16 protein-coding genes are annotated in these 16762 nt (G+C 51.4%); 14 read left to right on the forward strand and 2 right to left on the reverse strand.

The genetic code is table 11. From position 1 onward, the window contains the following. The first annotated feature begins 187 nt into the window (after nt 1–187). Complete coding sequence (locus NQ534_RS17115) at nt 188–844, forward strand: PBECR4 domain-containing protein (protein WP_040785029.1); 657 nt, start codon at nt 188–190, stop codon at nt 842–844. Nucleotides 845–1337: 493 nt separating this feature from the next. After that, nucleotides 1338–2477, forward strand: a complete 1140-nt coding sequence (locus tag NQ534_RS17120) for a sodium ion-translocating decarboxylase subunit beta (protein WP_040785031.1) — start codon at nt 1338–1340, stop codon at nt 2475–2477. Between the two features lie 268 nt (nt 2478–2745). Here NQ534_RS17120 and NQ534_RS17125 read toward each other — a convergent pair whose 3' ends face one another. Continuing rightward, nucleotides 2746–3402: a GntR family transcriptional regulator gene (locus tag NQ534_RS17125; RefSeq protein ID WP_006864002.1), complete on the reverse strand. Its 657-nt coding sequence runs from the start codon at nt 3400–3402 to the stop codon at nt 2746–2748. A 342-nt stretch (nt 3403–3744) separates the two neighbouring features. Here NQ534_RS17125 and NQ534_RS17130 point away from each other — a divergent pair, with 342 nt between their 5' ends. From NQ534_RS17130 to NQ534_RS17165, 8 genes are all read left to right on the forward strand, one after another. Then, nucleotides 3745–4809, forward strand: coding sequence for a zinc-binding alcohol dehydrogenase family protein (locus tag NQ534_RS17130; protein ID WP_040785033.1), 1065 nt, complete (start codon nt 3745–3747; stop codon nt 4807–4809). A gap of 141 nt (nt 4810–4950) precedes the next feature. Beyond that, the gene (locus tag NQ534_RS17135; RefSeq protein ID WP_006864005.1) at nt 4951–5955 is read left to right on the forward strand and encodes a C4-dicarboxylate TRAP transporter substrate-binding protein; all 1005 of its coding nucleotides are present in this window, start codon (nt 4951–4953) and stop codon (nt 5953–5955) included. A 274-nt stretch (nt 5956–6229) separates the two neighbouring features. Next, the gene (locus tag NQ534_RS17140; RefSeq protein ID WP_006864006.1) at nt 6230–6721 is read left to right on the forward strand and encodes a TRAP transporter small permease; all 492 of its coding nucleotides are present in this window, start codon (nt 6230–6232) and stop codon (nt 6719–6721) included. Continuing rightward, complete coding sequence (locus NQ534_RS17145) at nt 6721–8013, forward strand: TRAP transporter large permease (RefSeq protein ID WP_006864007.1); 1293 nt, start codon at nt 6721–6723, stop codon at nt 8011–8013. The genes NQ534_RS17140 and NQ534_RS17145 overlap by 1 nt, the downstream gene beginning before the upstream one ends. Nucleotides 8014–8045: 32 nt before the next feature. Then, complete coding sequence (locus NQ534_RS17150; protein WP_006864008.1) at nt 8046–9527, forward strand: UxaA family hydrolase; 1482 nt, start codon at nt 8046–8048, stop codon at nt 9525–9527. An 82-nt stretch (nt 9528–9609) separates the two neighbouring features. Further along, on the forward strand, nt 9610–11097 hold the full coding sequence (locus NQ534_RS17155; protein WP_006864009.1) for a tagaturonate reductase: 1488 nt from the start codon (nt 9610–9612) through the stop codon (nt 11095–11097). Between the two features lie 145 nt (nt 11098–11242). Continuing rightward, a complete protein-coding gene (locus NQ534_RS17160; RefSeq protein WP_006864010.1) occupies nt 11243–11881 on the forward strand; it encodes a bifunctional 4-hydroxy-2-oxoglutarate aldolase/2-dehydro-3-deoxy-phosphogluconate aldolase in 639 nt (212 codons plus the stop codon). Between the two features lie 280 nt (nt 11882–12161). Continuing rightward, nucleotides 12162–13088, forward strand: coding sequence for a DMT family transporter (locus tag NQ534_RS17165; RefSeq protein WP_040785065.1), 927 nt, complete (start codon nt 12162–12164; stop codon nt 13086–13088). Here NQ534_RS17165 and NQ534_RS17170 read toward each other — a convergent pair. Next, the gene (locus tag NQ534_RS17170) at nt 13018–13773 is read right to left on the reverse strand and encodes a hypothetical protein (RefSeq protein ID WP_006864013.1); all 756 of its coding nucleotides are present in this window, start codon (nt 13771–13773) and stop codon (nt 13018–13020) included. The genes NQ534_RS17165 and NQ534_RS17170 overlap by 71 nt on opposite strands. Nucleotides 13774–13918: 145 nt before the next feature. On the opposite strand from NQ534_RS17170, the gene pyrH reads away from it, so the two are divergent. From pyrH to NQ534_RS17190, 4 genes are read left to right on the forward strand one after another with little or no spacing between them, the layout of a single operon-like run. Then, a complete protein-coding gene (gene pyrH / locus NQ534_RS17175) occupies nt 13919–14614 on the forward strand; it encodes a UMP kinase (RefSeq protein ID WP_006864014.1) in 696 nt (231 codons plus the stop codon). A gap of 34 nt (nt 14615–14648) precedes the next feature. Continuing rightward, nucleotides 14649–15200: a ribosome recycling factor gene (gene frr / locus NQ534_RS17180; protein WP_006864015.1), complete on the forward strand. Its 552-nt coding sequence runs from the start codon at nt 14649–14651 to the stop codon at nt 15198–15200. Nucleotides 15201–15204: 4 nt separating this feature from the next. Further along, on the forward strand, nt 15205–15930 hold the full coding sequence (gene uppS / locus NQ534_RS17185) for an undecaprenyl pyrophosphate synthase (RefSeq protein WP_006864016.1): 726 nt from the start codon (nt 15205–15207) through the stop codon (nt 15928–15930). Nucleotides 15931–15945: 15 nt separating this feature from the next. Beyond that, nucleotides 15946–16752: a phosphatidate cytidylyltransferase gene (locus NQ534_RS17190; RefSeq protein ID WP_006864017.1), complete on the forward strand. Its 807-nt coding sequence runs from the start codon at nt 15946–15948 to the stop codon at nt 16750–16752. The last annotated feature ends 10 nt before the right edge of the window (nt 16753–16762 follow it).

Raw genomic sequence — 16762 nt, forward strand, 5'->3', positions numbered from 1 at the left:
TAACACCTGAATCCGATATTCTTACCGGACGGATGTGCCGGTTGTTGGCAGGCAACGCAAAAACCTGAAATTCCTGCCGGACGGATGTGCCGGTCGTTGGCGGACAACACAAAAATTAGCCAGAAAAGAGAGTTGGTAATGCTGCGGTATTATAACTCTCTTTTTTTAGTTGGACAAGGAGAAGGGCATGAAGCGTACATATACGAAGAAAGAAGCTTTGCGGATAATTATTGCGTCTGCGAAAGAATACGATAAAAGGCTGGAAGGGCTGAATTATTTATTCATATACCGTAATCGAGTGAAAAATGAAATAGAGTATTTTGAAGCTGCATTTCTTTCAAGAAATTTTCAGCATTTAACAGGAGTTGATTTCCTGGATGCAGAGGGAAATTTACGGAAAAATTCTGTGTTTTTCTATCATAAATGCCTTGATAATACGCTCACAGAGGACGAGATTCGGTTTAAAGAGGATGGAACCACTCCATTAAAACTAGAAGCATTACCGAAACTGGTTCAATTTTTGCGGTTTTCAAAAATGACTGCATTATATAATGGAATAAGACCAAAGCTGGCGGTCGAACGTGTTGCAGGAACGGTAAATTATTGTCTGGGTTTTATAAAAAGCGGGGATTATTATGTGCCAGGTTCCTGCCTGTTGGAGGATATTCGTAAGCTGGGAGATAGCCCTTCTCGGATATTGGCAATTATGTCAAAAAAGGCAAATAAAACAGAACCCATTTATAAAGAAATACGTTATGTGGCAAAAGGCGTTCCGCTGGATAAGCTGAAAATGCCTGAAGAACTGGCGCAGCTTATTTCTTTAGAGAAATATACTGGCAAATAACGGTTCTCTGAAATTTTCCGGTTGACATTTCCTTATTGCTGGGGTATAAAGATAGTATAAAAGGGAGTAGCGGCATAGGTTCTATGTATCTTTGGTCGTCAGTACAATAACGGACGTTATTCGTCAAAGATTGAAACAGCGAGACTTTTACTGCAGGAAACTGCGGTAGGAGTCTCTTTTTTTGCGAAAGCAATGAGCCGTGCTAAGCCATCGGCAGAACCGGCCGTGCGTGCTTGCACGCAAACGGCTAGAGCTGCCGATGGCTTAATAGGGCGAAGCCCACGACCGAGTGCGCAGAGCGCACGAGGTGCACGGCGGAAAAGAGGCGCGGGGGAGGCAGCGGCCGTGCGTGCTTGCACGCAAACGGCTAGAGCTGCCGATGGCTTAATAGGGCGAAGCTCGCGACCGGGTGCGCAGGGCGCACGAGGTAGCACGGTGGTGGAGCGCCGCGCAGGGCAATGGAACCGCCGCTGCCGGGAAGAAGGAGGAAAAAATGGAATTTTTACTGGATGGAATTCAGATGCTGACATGGCAGCAGGTGGTCATGTACGGTATCGGCGCGCTGCTTATCTGGCTGGCGATTAAGAAGGGCTACGAGCCGGCGCTGCTGCTGCCGATGGGATTCGGCGCGATTCTGGTGAACCTGCCGGAGAGCGGTGTGCTCAACCAGGTACTGCCGGGTGTGGGAGAAACGCAGGGAATCATCGAATGGCTGTTTGAGGTGGGGATTGAGGCGTCCGAGGCGATGCCGATTCTGCTGTTTATCGGCATCGGTGCGATGATTGATTTCGGACCGCTGCTGTCCAACCCAAAGATGTTTCTGTTTGGTGCGGGTGCACAGTTCGGCATTTTCGCCGCCATACTGCTGGCGGTCATTCTCGGCTTTGATTTAAAGGATGCGGCGTCCATCGGCATTATCGGCGCGGCGGACGGTCCCACCTCCATTCTGGTATCGCAGATTTTAAAATCCGACTATATCGGAGCAATTGCGGTGGCGGCGTATTCCTACATGGCGCTCGTTCCGGTTATCCAGCCCTTTGCGATTAAGCTGGTGACAACCAAAAAAGAGCGTCAGATCCGCATGAATTACAACCCGGCTTCCGTAAGCCGTCTGACAAGAATCATTTTCCCGATAGCAGTTACCATCGTAGTGGGACTGGTGGCGCCGTCCTCTGTCGCGCTGGTCGGTTTTCTGATGTTTGGCAATCTGATTCGCGAGTGCGGCGTTCTCGGAACTATGTCGGATACAGCGCAGAATAATCTCTCCAATCTGATTACGCTGCTGCTCGGCATCACGATTTCCTTTAGTATGAAGGCGGAGCAGTTTGTCACCGTCGATACGCTGCTGATTCTGGTGATTGGTGTGTTCGCTTTTGTGGCGGATACCATCGGCGGGGTGCTGCTCGCCAAATTCATGAACCTGTTTACGAAAGAAAAAATCAATCCGATGATTGGCGGCGCGGGCATTTCCGCGTTCCCGATGTCCTCTCGTGTGGTACAGAAGATGGCGATGGAGGAGGACCCTGGCAACGTGCTGCTGATGCACGCGGCGGGTGCAAACGTTTCCGGTCAGATTGCTTCGGTTGTGGCGGGCGGTCTGGTAATCAATCTGGTGACAGGATTTTTGGGATAAGAAAGGAAGGTCTGGATGAACGATATATTAATTGCACTGGAAATTATGTGGAAGGGCATGGCGGGAATTTTTGTCGTAGCGCTGATTATCATGGCGATTGTCTGGCTGCTCGGCAAGGTCGGGAAAAAATAGGGGAGGGGCAGAATTCCCGCGAGCAATGAGCCAAGTGCCGTGCCTGCGACGCCCTGCAAGGGCTAGTCCTTTAGGGCACGAGCATTTGGCGAATGCCGCGAGGATAAAATCCCCCGCTGCTTTGCTGCGGGGGATTTTATCCTCTGCCCTCTGTCTGTTTCAGAATATAATCAAACATAACGGTTTTCGATTTGGAAAGATGCAGCTGCATGGCGCCTGCGGCATCCTTCCAGTCGTTTTTCAGCGCCGCTTCCACGATCGCAATGTGCTCGCGGATTGTTTCGTGCAGACGGTCTGCGGAGGTCTGACCGGAGAGAATGCGGGTGCGGCGGATCTGATTGCCGATGGTGGAATACAGATTTATAAAATAAGAATTTTCGCACGCGTCAATAAATAGCTGGTGAAAGCTCTCATCCATGCCGGAGTAGGAATATTCCGGCATTTTTCCGTCCAGATAATCCGAATAGAGACGGTAATAATGCATGTAGGTCTCCAGCGGAATGCGGTTTCCGTAGTTTTTGACAACATAAGGCTCCAGAAGATTGCGGGTCTCATATACCATATTGATTTCCCGGACGGTAATTTTGGAGATTTCAATTCCCTTTTTGGGGAGAATTTTTACAAGCCCTTCCTGCTCCAGACGGCTGAGTGCGTCACGGATAGGCGTGCGGCTGGCTGCGACTTCCTCGCGGATGCGCTCCTCGTTAATCACGGTTCCCGGCGCATAAACGCAGTTTACAATATTATCTTTAATAATCTGATATGCCTGGTGTTTTAAAGGTTCTTTACTCATTTTAAATTCTTATTATCCTCTTTAAGCTGAAATAGAAAGTCTGCCTCCAGTATAGCAGAAAATCGGAGGGACAGCAACCATCATTCTGATGCGTCTGGTTGTATACAACAAAAGAGAAAAATGAAAAATAATGGCAAAAATTCAATGAAAAACAAAAAAACAGGACGGTGATACGACCGCAATGAGAGAAAAAATAATGTGAAAAATGCACAAAAATAGAAATACGAAATTGTGAATAAAGTGGAAAATAACAGCAAAAGGGCAAAAATAGGCGGGAAGCAGTTGACAAAAATGGTGGAATGAGATATGTTGTATACAACAGAAAACAAGGGAGGAGAAAAAATGAAAACAATTCTCATTCACGAGCCGGGAAAGGTGGAAATTGTGGAAACCGAAAAACCGGCTGCAAAGGAGGGCGAAGCCCTTCTCAGGGTTCTCTATGGCGGCATCTGCGGAAGCGATCTGGGGACCTACCGCGGCACTTTTGCCTACGCGGATTATCCGAGAATTCCGGGACATGAATTCTCAGCGCAGATTGTTGAAATCGGCGAGAACGACAGAGGCTTAAAGCCAGGCATGATCGTTACCTGCAATCCGTATTTCAACTGTACGCACTGCTATTCCTGCGAGCGCGGACTGGTAAACTGCTGCGAGTCTAATGAGACGCTCGGCGCCCAGAGAGACGGCGCGTTCTCGGAATACATCACCATGCCGGTGGAGCGTATCTATGACGGCAGAGGACTTTCGCCGAAGCAGCTTGCGCTGATAGAGCCCTTCTGCATCAGTTATCACGGCGTATCCAGGGCGGATGTAAAGCCGGGCGATAAGGTCCTGGTGGTCGGAGCGGGCACCATCGGCGTGCTGGCGGCAATCGCGGCAAAAGCGAAGGGCGGCGAGGTATATATCGCGGATGTTGCGCCGGCAAAGCTGCAGTACGCATATGAGACTTTCGGGCTGGCGGGCATGATTCTGAACGACGATCCGGATACCTTCATGGACAAGGTGAATGCGGTAACAGGAGAGCATCATGGCTTTGACGTGGCGATTGAGGCGGTCGGACTTCCCTCCACCTTCCAGAACTGTATTGATGCGGCGACCTTCGGGGCTCGCGTGGTACTGATCGGCGTTGGCAAACAGAATCTGGACTTTAATTTCACGATGATCCAGAAGAAGGAGCTGAATATTTTCGGTTCCAGAAATGCCCTGAAAAAGGATTTCCTGGAGCTGATTGACCTGGTGAAAACAGGAGAGGTGGATCTGGAGAAAATTGTGATGAATCCGGACGCGGCGGAGCCGGAAAAGCGCTCCGAATACGAGCTTGATGAAGCAGCGGCGGCGTTTGAGGAATTCAGCAGATTCGGCGGCAGCAAATTGAAAGTGGTTATCCACTTTGCAGACCCGCAGTAAAACGGACGGACTGTCCGAAAAGAAATGCGGCTTGCCGGATGGCACCGGGTGCTACAGCAAATGCCGCCATATCACTCAGAGAACGTTACTCCGTGGTGTGCGGAGACGTAAATAAAAAAGAAGAGAAAAGGAGACAGACAAATGAAAGGTAAAATGTTAATCGCAGGTACGGCAATCGCAGCTATGATGCTTTCCGCAGGTGTATCCGCAGCGGATGCGGAGGTAGTTCTTCAGATTGGATTTGAAAATTCCATCTCCGAGCCGATTGGACAGGCTCTGGAAAAATGGCAGCAGCTTGTAGAAGAGCAGGGCGACGGAAGTCTGAAAATCGAGCTGTTCCCGGACAGCCAGCTTGGCGCAAAAAATGAGCTGATAGACGGCATGACGCTGGGCGAGCCGTATATCACACTGGCGGACGGCGCTTTCTATGCGGATTACGGCGTGGCAGATTTCGGTATTGTGTTCGGACCGTTCCTGTTTGACGACTGGGATCAGTGCTGGACGCTGATCGAGAGCGACTGGTATGCAGAGCAGTGCGCAGAACTGGAAACAAAAGGTCTGAAAATTGTTACCTCCAACTGGAAATACGGCGAGCGTCACACACTGACCACGAAGCAGGTGACGACCGTTGACGACCTGGCAGGTCTGAAAATCCGTGTGCCGAGCAACCAGATTCAGTCCATCGGCTTTGATGTACTCGGCGCAACCTCCACGGGCATGGCACTTGACGAGGTATACCAGGCTCTGCAGACCGGAACCATCGACGGCGCGGAAAACCCGCTGGCAACACTGTACGGCAGAAAGCTTCACGAAGTTGCAAAATATCTCATTCTCGACGGACACGTAAAGAACTTCACCACCTGGGTAATGAGCGCGGACCTCTTCAACAGCTTAACACCGGAACAGCAGGAGCTGCTTGTATCCACAGGCGAAGAAGCCGGTCTCTACAACAACGAGCTGGTAGACGCATCCGAAGAAGAATACCTTCAGATGATGATTGACGAGGGCGTGACCGTAACAGAATTAACCGACGAAACATTGGCAGGCTTCAAAGAAAAAGCACAGGCATTCTACGAGCAGGGTTCCACCTTCGGCTGGAGCGATGGTCTCTACGACACAGTACGTAAGGCGATGGGCGCGGAATAAGTGAGTGATGCGAAAACAGGAAATGGCAAAACGACCGCTTGCGGGCGATTTTGCCAGAGACTGTTTTCATAGCACGAATGTGCGCGCACGAGCGAACTAAGTTCGCGAGTCGGCGCATCACGAACGTCAATATAATGGGTTCGCGAGTCGGCGCACGGCGGAATAGTGTAAAGTAAAGTTCGCGAGTCGGCGCATCACGAACGCCAATATAATGGGTTCGCGCGCCGGCGCGCCGGACATTCCGTTATGTAAAGATGGAGAAGGAGAAGTTTAGATGAAAAAAGAGAGTACGGTGAAAACGATTCTCAAAAATCTGGATATCGCGGTAGCAAGTATTGCGCTGATTGTTCTGATTATTCTCACTTTCAGCGGCGTTATCATGCGGTACATTGTCGGAAAGCCATATACATGGCTGGAGGAAGTCCAGATTTTCTGTATGGTGTGGATTGTATTTGGAGCGGGCGGGGCGGCGTTCCGCACGGGAAGCCACGTTGCGATCGAGATGGTAGTCGAAATGTTTCCGGAGCGTGTCCAGAAAGTGCTTGGTTACATCGTTGATATCGTGGTGCTGGCGGTAATCGCCTATCTGTTCTGGAACAGCATCGGTTTCATTCAGATGTTTTTAAAGAGCGGAAGAAGTACCAGCATGTTAAAAATTCCGCTTGCCCTCCAGTATGCGATTGCCCCGGTTTCCTACATATTAATGATTATCAGCTACTTTTACGCAAAATATATTGACAAAAGCACAAAAGGGGGAGAAGATTAATGTCGAGTTCAACAATTATCGCGCTTGCGGCCATCGTCATGCTGGTGCTGCTGTTTATGAAAGTGCCGGTTTACATTGCAGTGCTGGGCGGCTCCGCTGTTTATTTTGTGCTGAATCCAAGTGCGAATCCGATTATCTTCGCGCAGCAGGCAATCACCGGTGTGGAGAGCATTTCTCTTCTGGCAATTCCGTTCTTTGTCTGTGCGGGAATTGTCATGAACTACACAGGTGTTACGTCCAGAATCATGGATTTCTGTTCCGTGCTCACCGGGCGCATGACCGGCGGTCTGGCACAGGTAAACATCCTGCTTTCCACGCTGATGGGCGGTCTGTCCGGTTCCAACATTGCGGACGCGGCGATGGAAGCAAAAATGATGGTTCCGGAAATGGAAAAGGCGGGCTTCTCCAAATCCTTTTCCACGGTCGTTACGGCGGTCTCTTCCATGATCACACCGCTGATTCCGCCCGGAATCGCCATGATTCTGTACGGATGCATCGCAAACGTATCAATCGGTAAGCTGTTTATTTCCGGTATCGGTGTGGGCGCCATTCTCTGTATCGCAGAAATGCTTCTCACCAGCTTTATATCCAAGAAACGCGGCTATGTACCGCTGCGCACGGAGAAAATTTCCGGAAAGGAATTTGCAAAAGCCGCAAAACCGGCGATTCTTCCGCTGTGTCTGCCGATTATTATCATCGGCGGTATCCGCCTCGGTATCTTCACGGCAACCGAAGCCGGTGCTGTCGCTATTGTTTATGCAGCGGTTCTCGGTCTGATTTACCGTGAGCTGAAGGCAAAGGATATGGCGACTGCTTTTAAGGAAACAGTTACAACGACGGCATCCATCATGCTGATCGTATCCGCGGCGGCTGTGTTCTCCTGGATCCTCACCAAGGAGCGCATCCCGCAGCAGCTCACCGAGTGGATGATGACGGCGATCCACAGCAAGTATGTGTTCCTTATTGTTGTGAACATTTTCCTTATCATCGTAGGAATGTTTATTGAAGGAAATGCCTCCATGATTATTCTGGTTCCGCTGCTGGCTCCGATTGCCAAGAGCTACGGCATCGACGAAATCCAGTTTGCGATGGTTTACATCTTCAACAATGCAATCGGAGCATTTTCTCCGCCTATGGGAACACTGATGTTTGTTACCTGCGGTATTACAGGCTGCAAGACGAAAGACTTTATCAAAGAAGCAGTTCCGTACTATATCCTTCTGGTCATAGTTCTTCTGCTGCTGACCTATGTGCCGATCTGCACGACCGGTCTGGTAAGCCTGTTCTATTAATGTTTTACGAAACCTGATATTGGGGGAGCGATATGAGAGAGTATATAAAAATCCATCCGAAGGACGTTGTCGCGGTAGCTTTAAGTCCTCTGGAAAAAGGGAAGACGGTGGAGCTTGACGGAAATACTGTCACCCTGCTGGAGGACATTCCCCAGGGGCATAAGTTTGCCCTTGCGGATATCCCGGCAGGAGCGCCGGTGATAAAATACGGCTGCTCCATCGGCAACGCAAAAGAGGACATTCCATGCGGAGCGTGGGTGCATACGCATAATGTGAAAACAGGGCTCGGCGATTTGCTGACGTATACCTACAACAGGCAGGATACCCATCTGGAGGCGGCAGAGCCTTCTTATTTCCAGGGCTACCGCAGACCGGACGGAAAAGTGGGCGTGCGCAATGAAATCTGGATTATTCCGACGGTCGGCTGTGTAAACAATGTGGCGGAGGCCATCGAGAAGCAGGCGCAGAAATTTGTCGGCGGTTCTGTGGAGGAGGTCGTCTCCTTTACGCATCCCTACGGCTGTTCCCAGATGGGGGATGACCAGGACAACACCCGGCGGATTCTGGCGGATTTCGTCAATCATCCGAACGCGGGCGGCGTGCTGGTGCTCGGTCTTGGCTGCGAGAACAGCAATATTGACGAGCTAAAGAAATTTATCGGGGAATACGATGAAAAACGTGTAAAGTTCCTGGTGGCGCAGGAATGTGAGGATGAAATCGAAGAGGCGCTGAAGCTGGTTGCAGAGCTGGCAGAGTACGCAGGCAGCTTCCAGAGAGAACCGGTGCCGGTAAGCAAGCTGGTTATCGGCATGAAATGCGGCGGCTCGGACGGGCTTTCGGGCATCACGGCAAATCCGGCGGTTGGGCAGTTCTCGGATATGCTGATTTCCCAGGGAGGAACGACGATTCTGACAGAGGTGCCGGAAATGTTCGGGGCGGAAACGCTGCTGATGAACCGCTGTGAGACGCCGGAGCTGTTTGAAAAGACGGTGGCGCTGATTAATGACTTCAAAAATTATTTTACATCCCATAATCAGACGATTTATGAAAATCCTTCTCCGGGCAACAAAAAGGGCGGCATTACCACACTGGAGGACAAATCGCTCGGATGTACGCAGAAGTCGGGGAGCGCGCCTGTGCGCGGCGTTCTGAAATATGGCGAGCCGGTGAGCAGGAAGGGGCTGAATCTTCTGAGCGCTCCGGGAAATGACCTGGTGGCCTCCACAGCGCTGGCGGCGAGCGGCGCGCAGATCGTGCTGTTTACCACCGGGCGGGGAACGCCGTTCGCGTCTCCGGTCCCGACAGTGAAAATCTCCACCAATACCGGGCTTTCGCAGAAGAAAAACAACTGGATCGATTTCAACTGCGGCGTGATGGTAGAGGATACGAATCTGGAGGAAATGGGAAGACAGCTTTTTGATTATGTGCTGGAGGTGGCTTCCGGCAGGAAGGTGAAAGCGGAAGAAAAGGGCTTCCACGACATGGCGATTTTCAAACAGGGTGTGACGCTGTAGGCGTCTGTCTGATGCGGAAAACGTATGATACGGAAAAACGGGAGACATCATCATTCTGAAATTTGGAGAGGAAGGATATATCATGAAAAAGTTAAGCTATGCAACATTGGAGAAAATGGGGTATGAGGGCTACCTGCTGAAGGATGCGCCGGAGCGGGTACTGCAGTTTGGCGAGGGAAATTTCCTGCGCGCTTTTGTGGAGTGCTGGATTGATAAAATGAACGAGAAGGCGGGCTTCAACTCGAAGGTGGTCCTGTGCCAGCCAATCGCTCCGGGACTTGCGGACATGATAAATGAACAGGAAGGACTTTACACGCTGCTTCTGCGCGGAAATGAAAACGGAAAGAAGGTCGACGACCGCCGCGTGATTTCCTGCGTGAGCAGATGTCTGAATCCGTATAAGGACTACGATGCGGTGCTTGCTTATGCGGAGAGCGAGGATATCCGTTTTGTGGTCTGCAACACCACCGAGGCTGGCATCCAGTATGACCCGTCCTGCCAGTTCGCGGACGTGCCGGCGGCAAGCTATCCGGGCAAGCTGACACAGTGGCTGTACCGCCGTTTTCAGAAATTCGGGCAGGAAAAGGGCAAAGGCATCATCATTCTTTCCTGCGAGCTGATTGATAACAACGGAAAAGAGCTGGAAAAATGTGTAAACCAGTATGCCGATCAGTGGGAGCTTGGCGGGGAATTTAAAAACTGGCTGAAGGAAGAGTGCGTATTCTGCTCAACGCTGGTGGACCGCATCGTTCCGGGTTATCCGAGAGCGGACGCCGCGGCAATCTGCGAAGAGCTGGGCTATGAGGACAACCTGCTGGATGTCGGCGAGGTGTTTGGTCTCTGGGTGATTGAGGGCCCGCAATGGCTGAAAAAGGAGCTTCCGTTTGAGGAGGCAGGCCTTCCGGTCATCATCTGCGACGACCACAAGCCGTACAAGCAGAGAAAGGTCCGCATCCTGAACGGCGCGCACACCTCGATGGTGCTCGGCGCTTACCTGGCGGGGCAGGATATTGTCCGCGACTGCATGAAGGATGAAGTAATCAACGGCTTTATGAATAAGACCATCTACGAGGAGATTATTCCGACACTGACGCTGCCGGAGGAGGAGCTGAAGGAATTTGCGGCTTCCGTGACAGACCGTTTCAACAATCCGTTTGTGGACCATGCGCTGCTGTCGATTTCGCTGAATTCCACATCCAAGTGGAAGGCGCGCGTGATGCCGAGCCTGAAGGGGTATGTCGCAAAATTCGGCAGCCTGCCGAAATGCATTACGGCTTCCTTTGCTTTCTATATTGCGTTCTATCACGGGCAGAAGCTGACGGACGAGGGACTGGTCGGAAGCAGGAAGAAAAATGAATATACGATTCACGATGACAGGAATATCCTGGAGTTTTATGCGTCGCATAAGGATGACACGGCGCAGGAGCTGGCTCATGCGGTCTGCACGAACAAGGATTTCTGGGGCGAGGATTTAAGCGAAATCGCGGGCTTTGAGGCGGCGGTCGCGGACTATCTGGAGCAGATTGAAAAAGAGGGCACTTACGAAGTAATGAAGCGTGTATTGGCATAGTTTTGGCGCAATCTGATGTAATCTTCTGCTGACAGACGGAAAATTATCTGATATAATGATGCCAGAGGCAAAAAGTCATGTGTAAAAAACGTGATTCGGCAGCCTGAAAGAATTATTCTGGCAAAAACTCAGGGAGGAATTTATCATGAAATCAATGGAAGAACAGTTTAAAGAAGTTGGCGTTGTGCCGGTAGTCGTTCTGAATGACGCAAAGGATGCGCTTCCGCTTGCAGACGCGCTGGTTGAGGGCGGTCTGCCGTGCGCGGAGGTAACGTTCCGCACAGATGCCGCAGAGGAATCCATCCGTCTGATGGCAGAAAAGTATCCGGACATGCTGGTGGGAGCAGGTACAGTCCTGACGGTAGACCAGGTGGACCGCGCAGTGGGCGCAGGCGCAAAATTCATCGTAAGTCCGGGCTTTGATCCGGAAATCGTTGACTATTGCATCAGCAAGGAAATTCCGGTATTTCCGGGCTGCATCACTCCGTCCGAGGTAGCGCAGGCTGTAAAACGCGGTCTGAAGGTCGTGAAATTTTTCCCGGCGGAGCAGGCGGGCGGCATTGCGATGATTAAGGCGATGGCGGCACCGTACACAATGGTGAAATTTATGCCGACCGGCGGCATCAGCGCGAAGAATCTGCGCAGCTATCTGGAGTGCGACAAGATTCTCTGCTGCGGCGGAAGCTGGATGGTAAAGGGCGACCTCATCAAAGCTGGTGAATTTGACAAGATTCGCGAAATGACAAAGGAAGCGGTTGCTCTGGCTGCCGAAATCAGAGGTTAAAAACGGCATCCGGTAAATGCCGGATAACAGACGGTGCGCGCATATCCGTGCGCTGCACGTTTCCCGTTCTTTCGTAAAAAAGACGACTCGAAGAATATCCCCGCCTGTCGGACAGAAATGTTCGCCATGCAGGGATATTTTTTCGAATCGTCTTTCCGACGAAAAAGAGGTAGACTTTTCTGATGATGTCCGCTAAAATGGAGCAGGAGCTTCCGCTGGACGGGCAGTGATGCAGGCGGGAGAATGCGTATGGGAAAAGAAGGACAGGAGATGTGTTAGTATGAAAAATTTACAGGTAAGAAATTCGCTGATTCTTTTGCTGACGGCGCTGATATGGGGCGTTGCCTTTGTGGCGCAGAGCGTCGGCATGGATTATGTGGGACCCTTTACATTTAACTGCGTGCGTTTTCTGATTGGCGGCATCGTGCTGCTGCCGTGCATGGCGCTGCTGAAGAAGCTGAATCCGCCGGAGAAAAGAGCGGACGGTTCCGGCAAAGAGAAAAAAAATCTGATTCTCGGAGGCGTCTGCTGCGGCGTGGCGCTGTGCGTGGCAAGCTGCCTGCAGCAGCTTGGGATTATGTATACGTCAGTTGGAAAGGCTGGTTTTATCACGGCTTTTTATATTATCATTGTGCCGGTCATCGGACTTTTTTTCAGAAAGAAATGCGGGATTACGGTCTGGATCGGCGTGCTGCTGGCGCTTGCCGGACTGTATTTTCTGTGTATTACGGAGGACCTGACCATCGGCAGGGGAGACGTGCTGGTATTTCTGGGAGCGCTGATGTTCGCTGTACATATCATGGTAATCGACCATTTTTCGCCGCTGGCGGACGGGGTCGCCATGTCCTGCATCCAGTTCTTTGTCAGCGGCGGTCTTTGCGCGGTGCCGATGCTGCTGTTTGAAAAGCCGCAGATCGGGCAGCTTCTGGCGGCATGGCAGCCCATTCTTTATGCGGGCGTGCTTTCCTGCGGAGTTGCCTACACCCTGCAGATTATCGGACAAAAAGGGATGAACCCGACGGTTGCATCCCTTATACTGAGCCTGGAATCCGTGATTTCGGTGCTGGCGGGTATGGTGATTCTTCACCAGGAGCTCTCCGGCAGGGAAATCCTCGGCTGTATTCTTATGTTTGCCGCTATTCTGCTTGCGCAGCTTCCGCCTCTTCCACGGAAGACGGGGAAAGCAGGTACTCAAGAAAACGGATAACGTTATCTGTGTGTTCTGTGTTGGAAACAACGCAGAGAATCGCTTTCTCTCCGACACCGCCGTAAGCCTGGTAGACTTCGTTATCGGCAATATCAATGCCGTGCGGCGCGGCGGGGTAGGTCTGCAGTACCGTCGTCCCGTCGGTATCGGTCTCCACCTCGCTGGACTCGATAATCTGGTCCTCAAACTGCGCGTACAGATCCGCCGGAAGCAGCTCGGAGAGGTCTGCGAGATAACCAAGCTCCGAATACTGGTCAAACTGCTCCTGCGGGCAGACCAGGATATCGATGGACTGGGCGGCAATCAGTGTGGTAAGCTTCATCTGGTCGCCATATTCCTCCAGATTGTAATTCGTGCAGTCCAGCAGTTCGTCATCGCTTGTCAGCTCGTAGTAGTCGCGCAGGTTGTCCGTCAGCAAATCTGCGTCAGCCATCCACGCATCGTTGATAAATGCCACCGACAGGACATTGACCTGGTGGCGGAAAAACATGGTGTAGATGAGCGAGGCAGCTATGATCAGAACTACGATAACAATGATGACCGTCCGCAGGTAGTAATCCTTAAAATAACCTGCCTTCTGCGTACGGTTCAGATTCGAAATATCTTTTTTCTTCAGGGAATCATCGCGCTTCTGATAAAGGAGCGAATCATCATCCAGTGCTGTTTTTTTGTCGTCAATATTCATTTGTGTATCCCTTTCCAAAAATCTGATAATAGTGTATCACGGTTTGAAAAAAAAGTGTATTAAATCTTTGTAAAGTATGTTATACTGTTCCAAATGGGTGGTCAACGCTGACGCCCGAAAAAGATTTTGAAACGGAGAGTATGGTATGAAGCGTGTATTATTGAAGTTAAGCGGTGAGGCGCTTGCAGGGGAGAAGCACACGGGCTTCGACGAGCCGACGGTTGCGCGTGTGGCAGGGCAGGTGAAGCAGCTTGTGGATGCCGGCACACAGGTCGGCGTGGTGATTGGCGGCGGAAATTTCTGGCGCGGACGTTCCAGCGAGAATATTGACCGCACAAAGGCGGACCAGATAGGAATGCTGGCGACGGTGATGAACTGCATTTACGTATCCGAGATTTTCCGCTCGGCGGGCATGAAAACGCAGATTTTTACTCCGTTTTCCTGCGGCGCATTTACAGAGCTGTTCTCCAAGGACCGGGTAAACGAGTGCTTTGAAAAGGGTATGGTGACGTTTTTTGCAGGCGGTACGGGTCATCCGTATTTTTCCACGGATACGACCACAGTGCTGCGCGCGGTTGAGATTGAGGCGGAGGTCATCCTGCTTGCCAAGTCGATCGACGGCGTTTATGACAGCGACCCGAAGACGAATCCGGAGGCGGTAAAATACGACGAAATTACGATTCAGGAGGTCATCGACCGGCGGCTCGGTGTGGTTGACCTGGCGGCTTCCATTCTCTGCATGGAGAATAAAATGCCGATGCTGGTGTTCGGGCTGAACGAAGAAAACAGTATCGTGAACACGGTGAGCGGCAATTTCAGCGGCACGAAGGTGACGGTATAATAAATAAAAACAGAAAAACCAGGAGGAAGAAGACATGGATGAAAGAATGAAGGTATATGACGAAAAAATGACAAAGACATACAACAACCTGCTCGCGGAGTTTGGAGCTATCCGTGCGGGGCGTGCAAACCCGCATGTGCTGGACCGCATTATGGTTGACTATTACGGAACGCCCACGCCGATCCAGCAGGTCGGCAATGTAAACGTGCCGGAGGCGCGCATGATTCAGATACAGCCGTGGGATACCAGTATGCTGAAGGCGATCACCAAAGCGATCCAGACCTCAGACCTCGGCATCAACCCGACGAACGACGGCAGGGTCATCCGTCTCGTATTCCCGGAGCTTACCGAGGAGCGCAGAAAGGACCTGGTGAAAGAGGTTAAGAAAAAAGGCGAGGGAGCCAAGGTTGCCGTGCGCAATATCCGCCGCGACGCCAACGATGCCTTCAAGAAGCTGAAGGGCACGGATGTATCGGAGGATACCATCAAAGAGCTGGAGAATGCCATGCAGAAGCTGACGGATAAATATATGAAGGATATCGACAGTGCAGTCGAGGAAAAATCGAAAGAGATCATGACGGTGTAGCGCGATGGACAGAGAACAGCTTACCATACCGCGCCATGTCGCCATTATTCTGGACGGCAACGGACGCTGGGCGAAAAGTAAGGGAATGCCGCGCAACTATGGTCACTCCAGAGGCGCAAAGAATCTGGAGGTAATCTGTGAGGACGCCTGGAACATAGGAATTAAGTATCTTACGGTTTATCTGTTTTCCACGGAAAACTGGAAGCGTTCGCCGGAAGAAGTGGACGGGCTGATGCGTCTGTTCCGCAGCTATACGAAGACCTGCATCAAAACGGCGCAGAAAAATAACATGAAGGTGCGCGTTCTTGGGGACCCGACGGCGCTTGCGGAGGATCTGCAGGAGAGTCTGCGCAACCTGGTGGAGAGCTCGAAGAATAATACCGGGCTGAATTTCCAGATAGCGATCAATTACGGAAGCAGGGATGAGATCGTGCGCGCCATCCGCAGAATTTCGGCGGACTGCGTGGACGGAAAGGTGAAGCCGGAGGATATCACGGAGGATTTATTTGCGGGGTATCTGGATACACGTGAGGTGCCGGACCCGGATCTTCTTATCCGCACCAGCGGCGAGCTGCGGCTTTCGAATTATCTGATGTGGCAGCTTGCGTACAGCGAATTTTATTTCACGGATGTTCCGTGGCCGGCGTTTACAAAAGAGAATCTCTGGCAGGCGATTGAAAAATATAATCAGAGGGAGCGGCGCTACGGCGGCGTTCTGAATGAGCAGTAAAAGAGGGAAATAATCATGTTTGCAGTTAGATTGAGAAGCAGTATCATCATTATGGCAGTTGCACTGCTCACGATTATCCCCGGAGGCTATGTTTTGTGGGGGACAGCGCTGACTGTCTCCCTCATTGGTCTTGGGGAGCTGTACCGTGCGGTCGGTGTATGGAAGAAAAATGACATGGGTCTGGCGTTGACAGGCATTCTGGCGGCGGCGTTCTATTATGTGCTGCTGCTTCTGGGGCTGGAGGAGTACAGCACCATTTATCTGGTATTTGCGATGGCGGCGATACTTGCCGTCTATGTATTCACGTTCCCCAGATACCGCGCGGAGCAGGCGATGGCGGCGTTTTTTGGCATCGTTTATGTATGCGTGATGCTTTCCTATATTTATCTTACCAGAAGGATGGAGGACGGCGCTTTTCTGGTATGGCTGATTTTCATCTGCTCATGGGGATGCGATACCTGCGCGTACTGCGTGGGAATCCTGATTGGAAAGCACAAGATGTCGCCGGTCCTCAGTCCGAAGAAATCCGTTGAGGGGGCAGTGGGCGGCGTGCTGGGCGCGGCGCTGCTGGGCGCCATATATGCCGCTATTGTGGGCGCGCATCTGGAGGCGGAAAACCCGGTAATCTCCTATGCGGTAATCTGTGCTGCCGGTGCCCTGATTTCCATGATTGGCGATCTGGCGGCGTCGGCTATTAAACGGAACCATGACATTAAGGATTACGGGACCCTGATTCCCGGACATGGAGGAATCCTCGACCGGTTTGACAGCGTGATTTTTACCGCGCCGGTGATTTACTTCCTGTCGAATCTGATGATATAAGTCATTGATT

Source organism: Marvinbryantia formatexigens DSM 14469 (genome assembly GCF_025148285.1).
In the GTDB taxonomy this organism is placed as follows: Bacteria; Bacillota; Clostridia; order Lachnospirales; family Lachnospiraceae; genus Marvinbryantia; species Marvinbryantia formatexigens.

Coding starts and splice junctions, on each gene's coding strand:
- NQ534_RS17170 (WP_006864013.1), bottom strand. CDS start 13,773: ATGAATATTGACGACAAAAAAACAGCACTGGATGATGATTCGCTCCTT.
- NQ534_RS17150 (WP_006864008.1), top strand. CDS start 8,046: ATGAGAGAGTATATAAAAATCCATCCGAAGGACGTTGTCGCGGTAGCT.
- pyrH (WP_006864014.1), top strand. CDS start 13,919: ATGAAGCGTGTATTATTGAAGTTAAGCGGTGAGGCGCTTGCAGGGGAG.
- NQ534_RS17145 (WP_006864007.1), top strand. CDS start 6,721: ATGTCGAGTTCAACAATTATCGCGCTTGCGGCCATCGTCATGCTGGTG.
- NQ534_RS17125 (WP_006864002.1), bottom strand. CDS start 3,402: ATGAGTAAAGAACCTTTAAAACACCAGGCATATCAGATTATTAAAGAT.
- NQ534_RS17160 (WP_006864010.1), top strand. CDS start 11,243: ATGAAATCAATGGAAGAACAGTTTAAAGAAGTTGGCGTTGTGCCGGTA.
- NQ534_RS17130 (WP_040785033.1), top strand. CDS start 3,745: ATGAAAACAATTCTCATTCACGAGCCGGGAAAGGTGGAAATTGTGGAA.
- frr (WP_006864015.1), top strand. CDS start 14,649: ATGGATGAAAGAATGAAGGTATATGACGAAAAAATGACAAAGACATAC.
- NQ534_RS17135 (WP_006864005.1), top strand. CDS start 4,951: ATGAAAGGTAAAATGTTAATCGCAGGTACGGCAATCGCAGCTATGATG.
- NQ534_RS17165 (WP_040785065.1), top strand. CDS start 12,162: ATGAAAAATTTACAGGTAAGAAATTCGCTGATTCTTTTGCTGACGGCG.
- NQ534_RS17120 (WP_040785031.1), top strand. CDS start 1,338: ATGGAATTTTTACTGGATGGAATTCAGATGCTGACATGGCAGCAGGTG.
- NQ534_RS17140 (WP_006864006.1), top strand. CDS start 6,230: ATGAAAAAAGAGAGTACGGTGAAAACGATTCTCAAAAATCTGGATATC.
- NQ534_RS17155 (WP_006864009.1), top strand. CDS start 9,610: ATGAAAAAGTTAAGCTATGCAACATTGGAGAAAATGGGGTATGAGGGC.
- NQ534_RS17115 (WP_040785029.1), top strand. CDS start 188: ATGAAGCGTACATATACGAAGAAAGAAGCTTTGCGGATAATTATTGCG.
- uppS (WP_006864016.1), top strand. CDS start 15,205: ATGGACAGAGAACAGCTTACCATACCGCGCCATGTCGCCATTATTCTG.
- NQ534_RS17190 (WP_006864017.1), top strand. CDS start 15,946: ATGTTTGCAGTTAGATTGAGAAGCAGTATCATCATTATGGCAGTTGCA.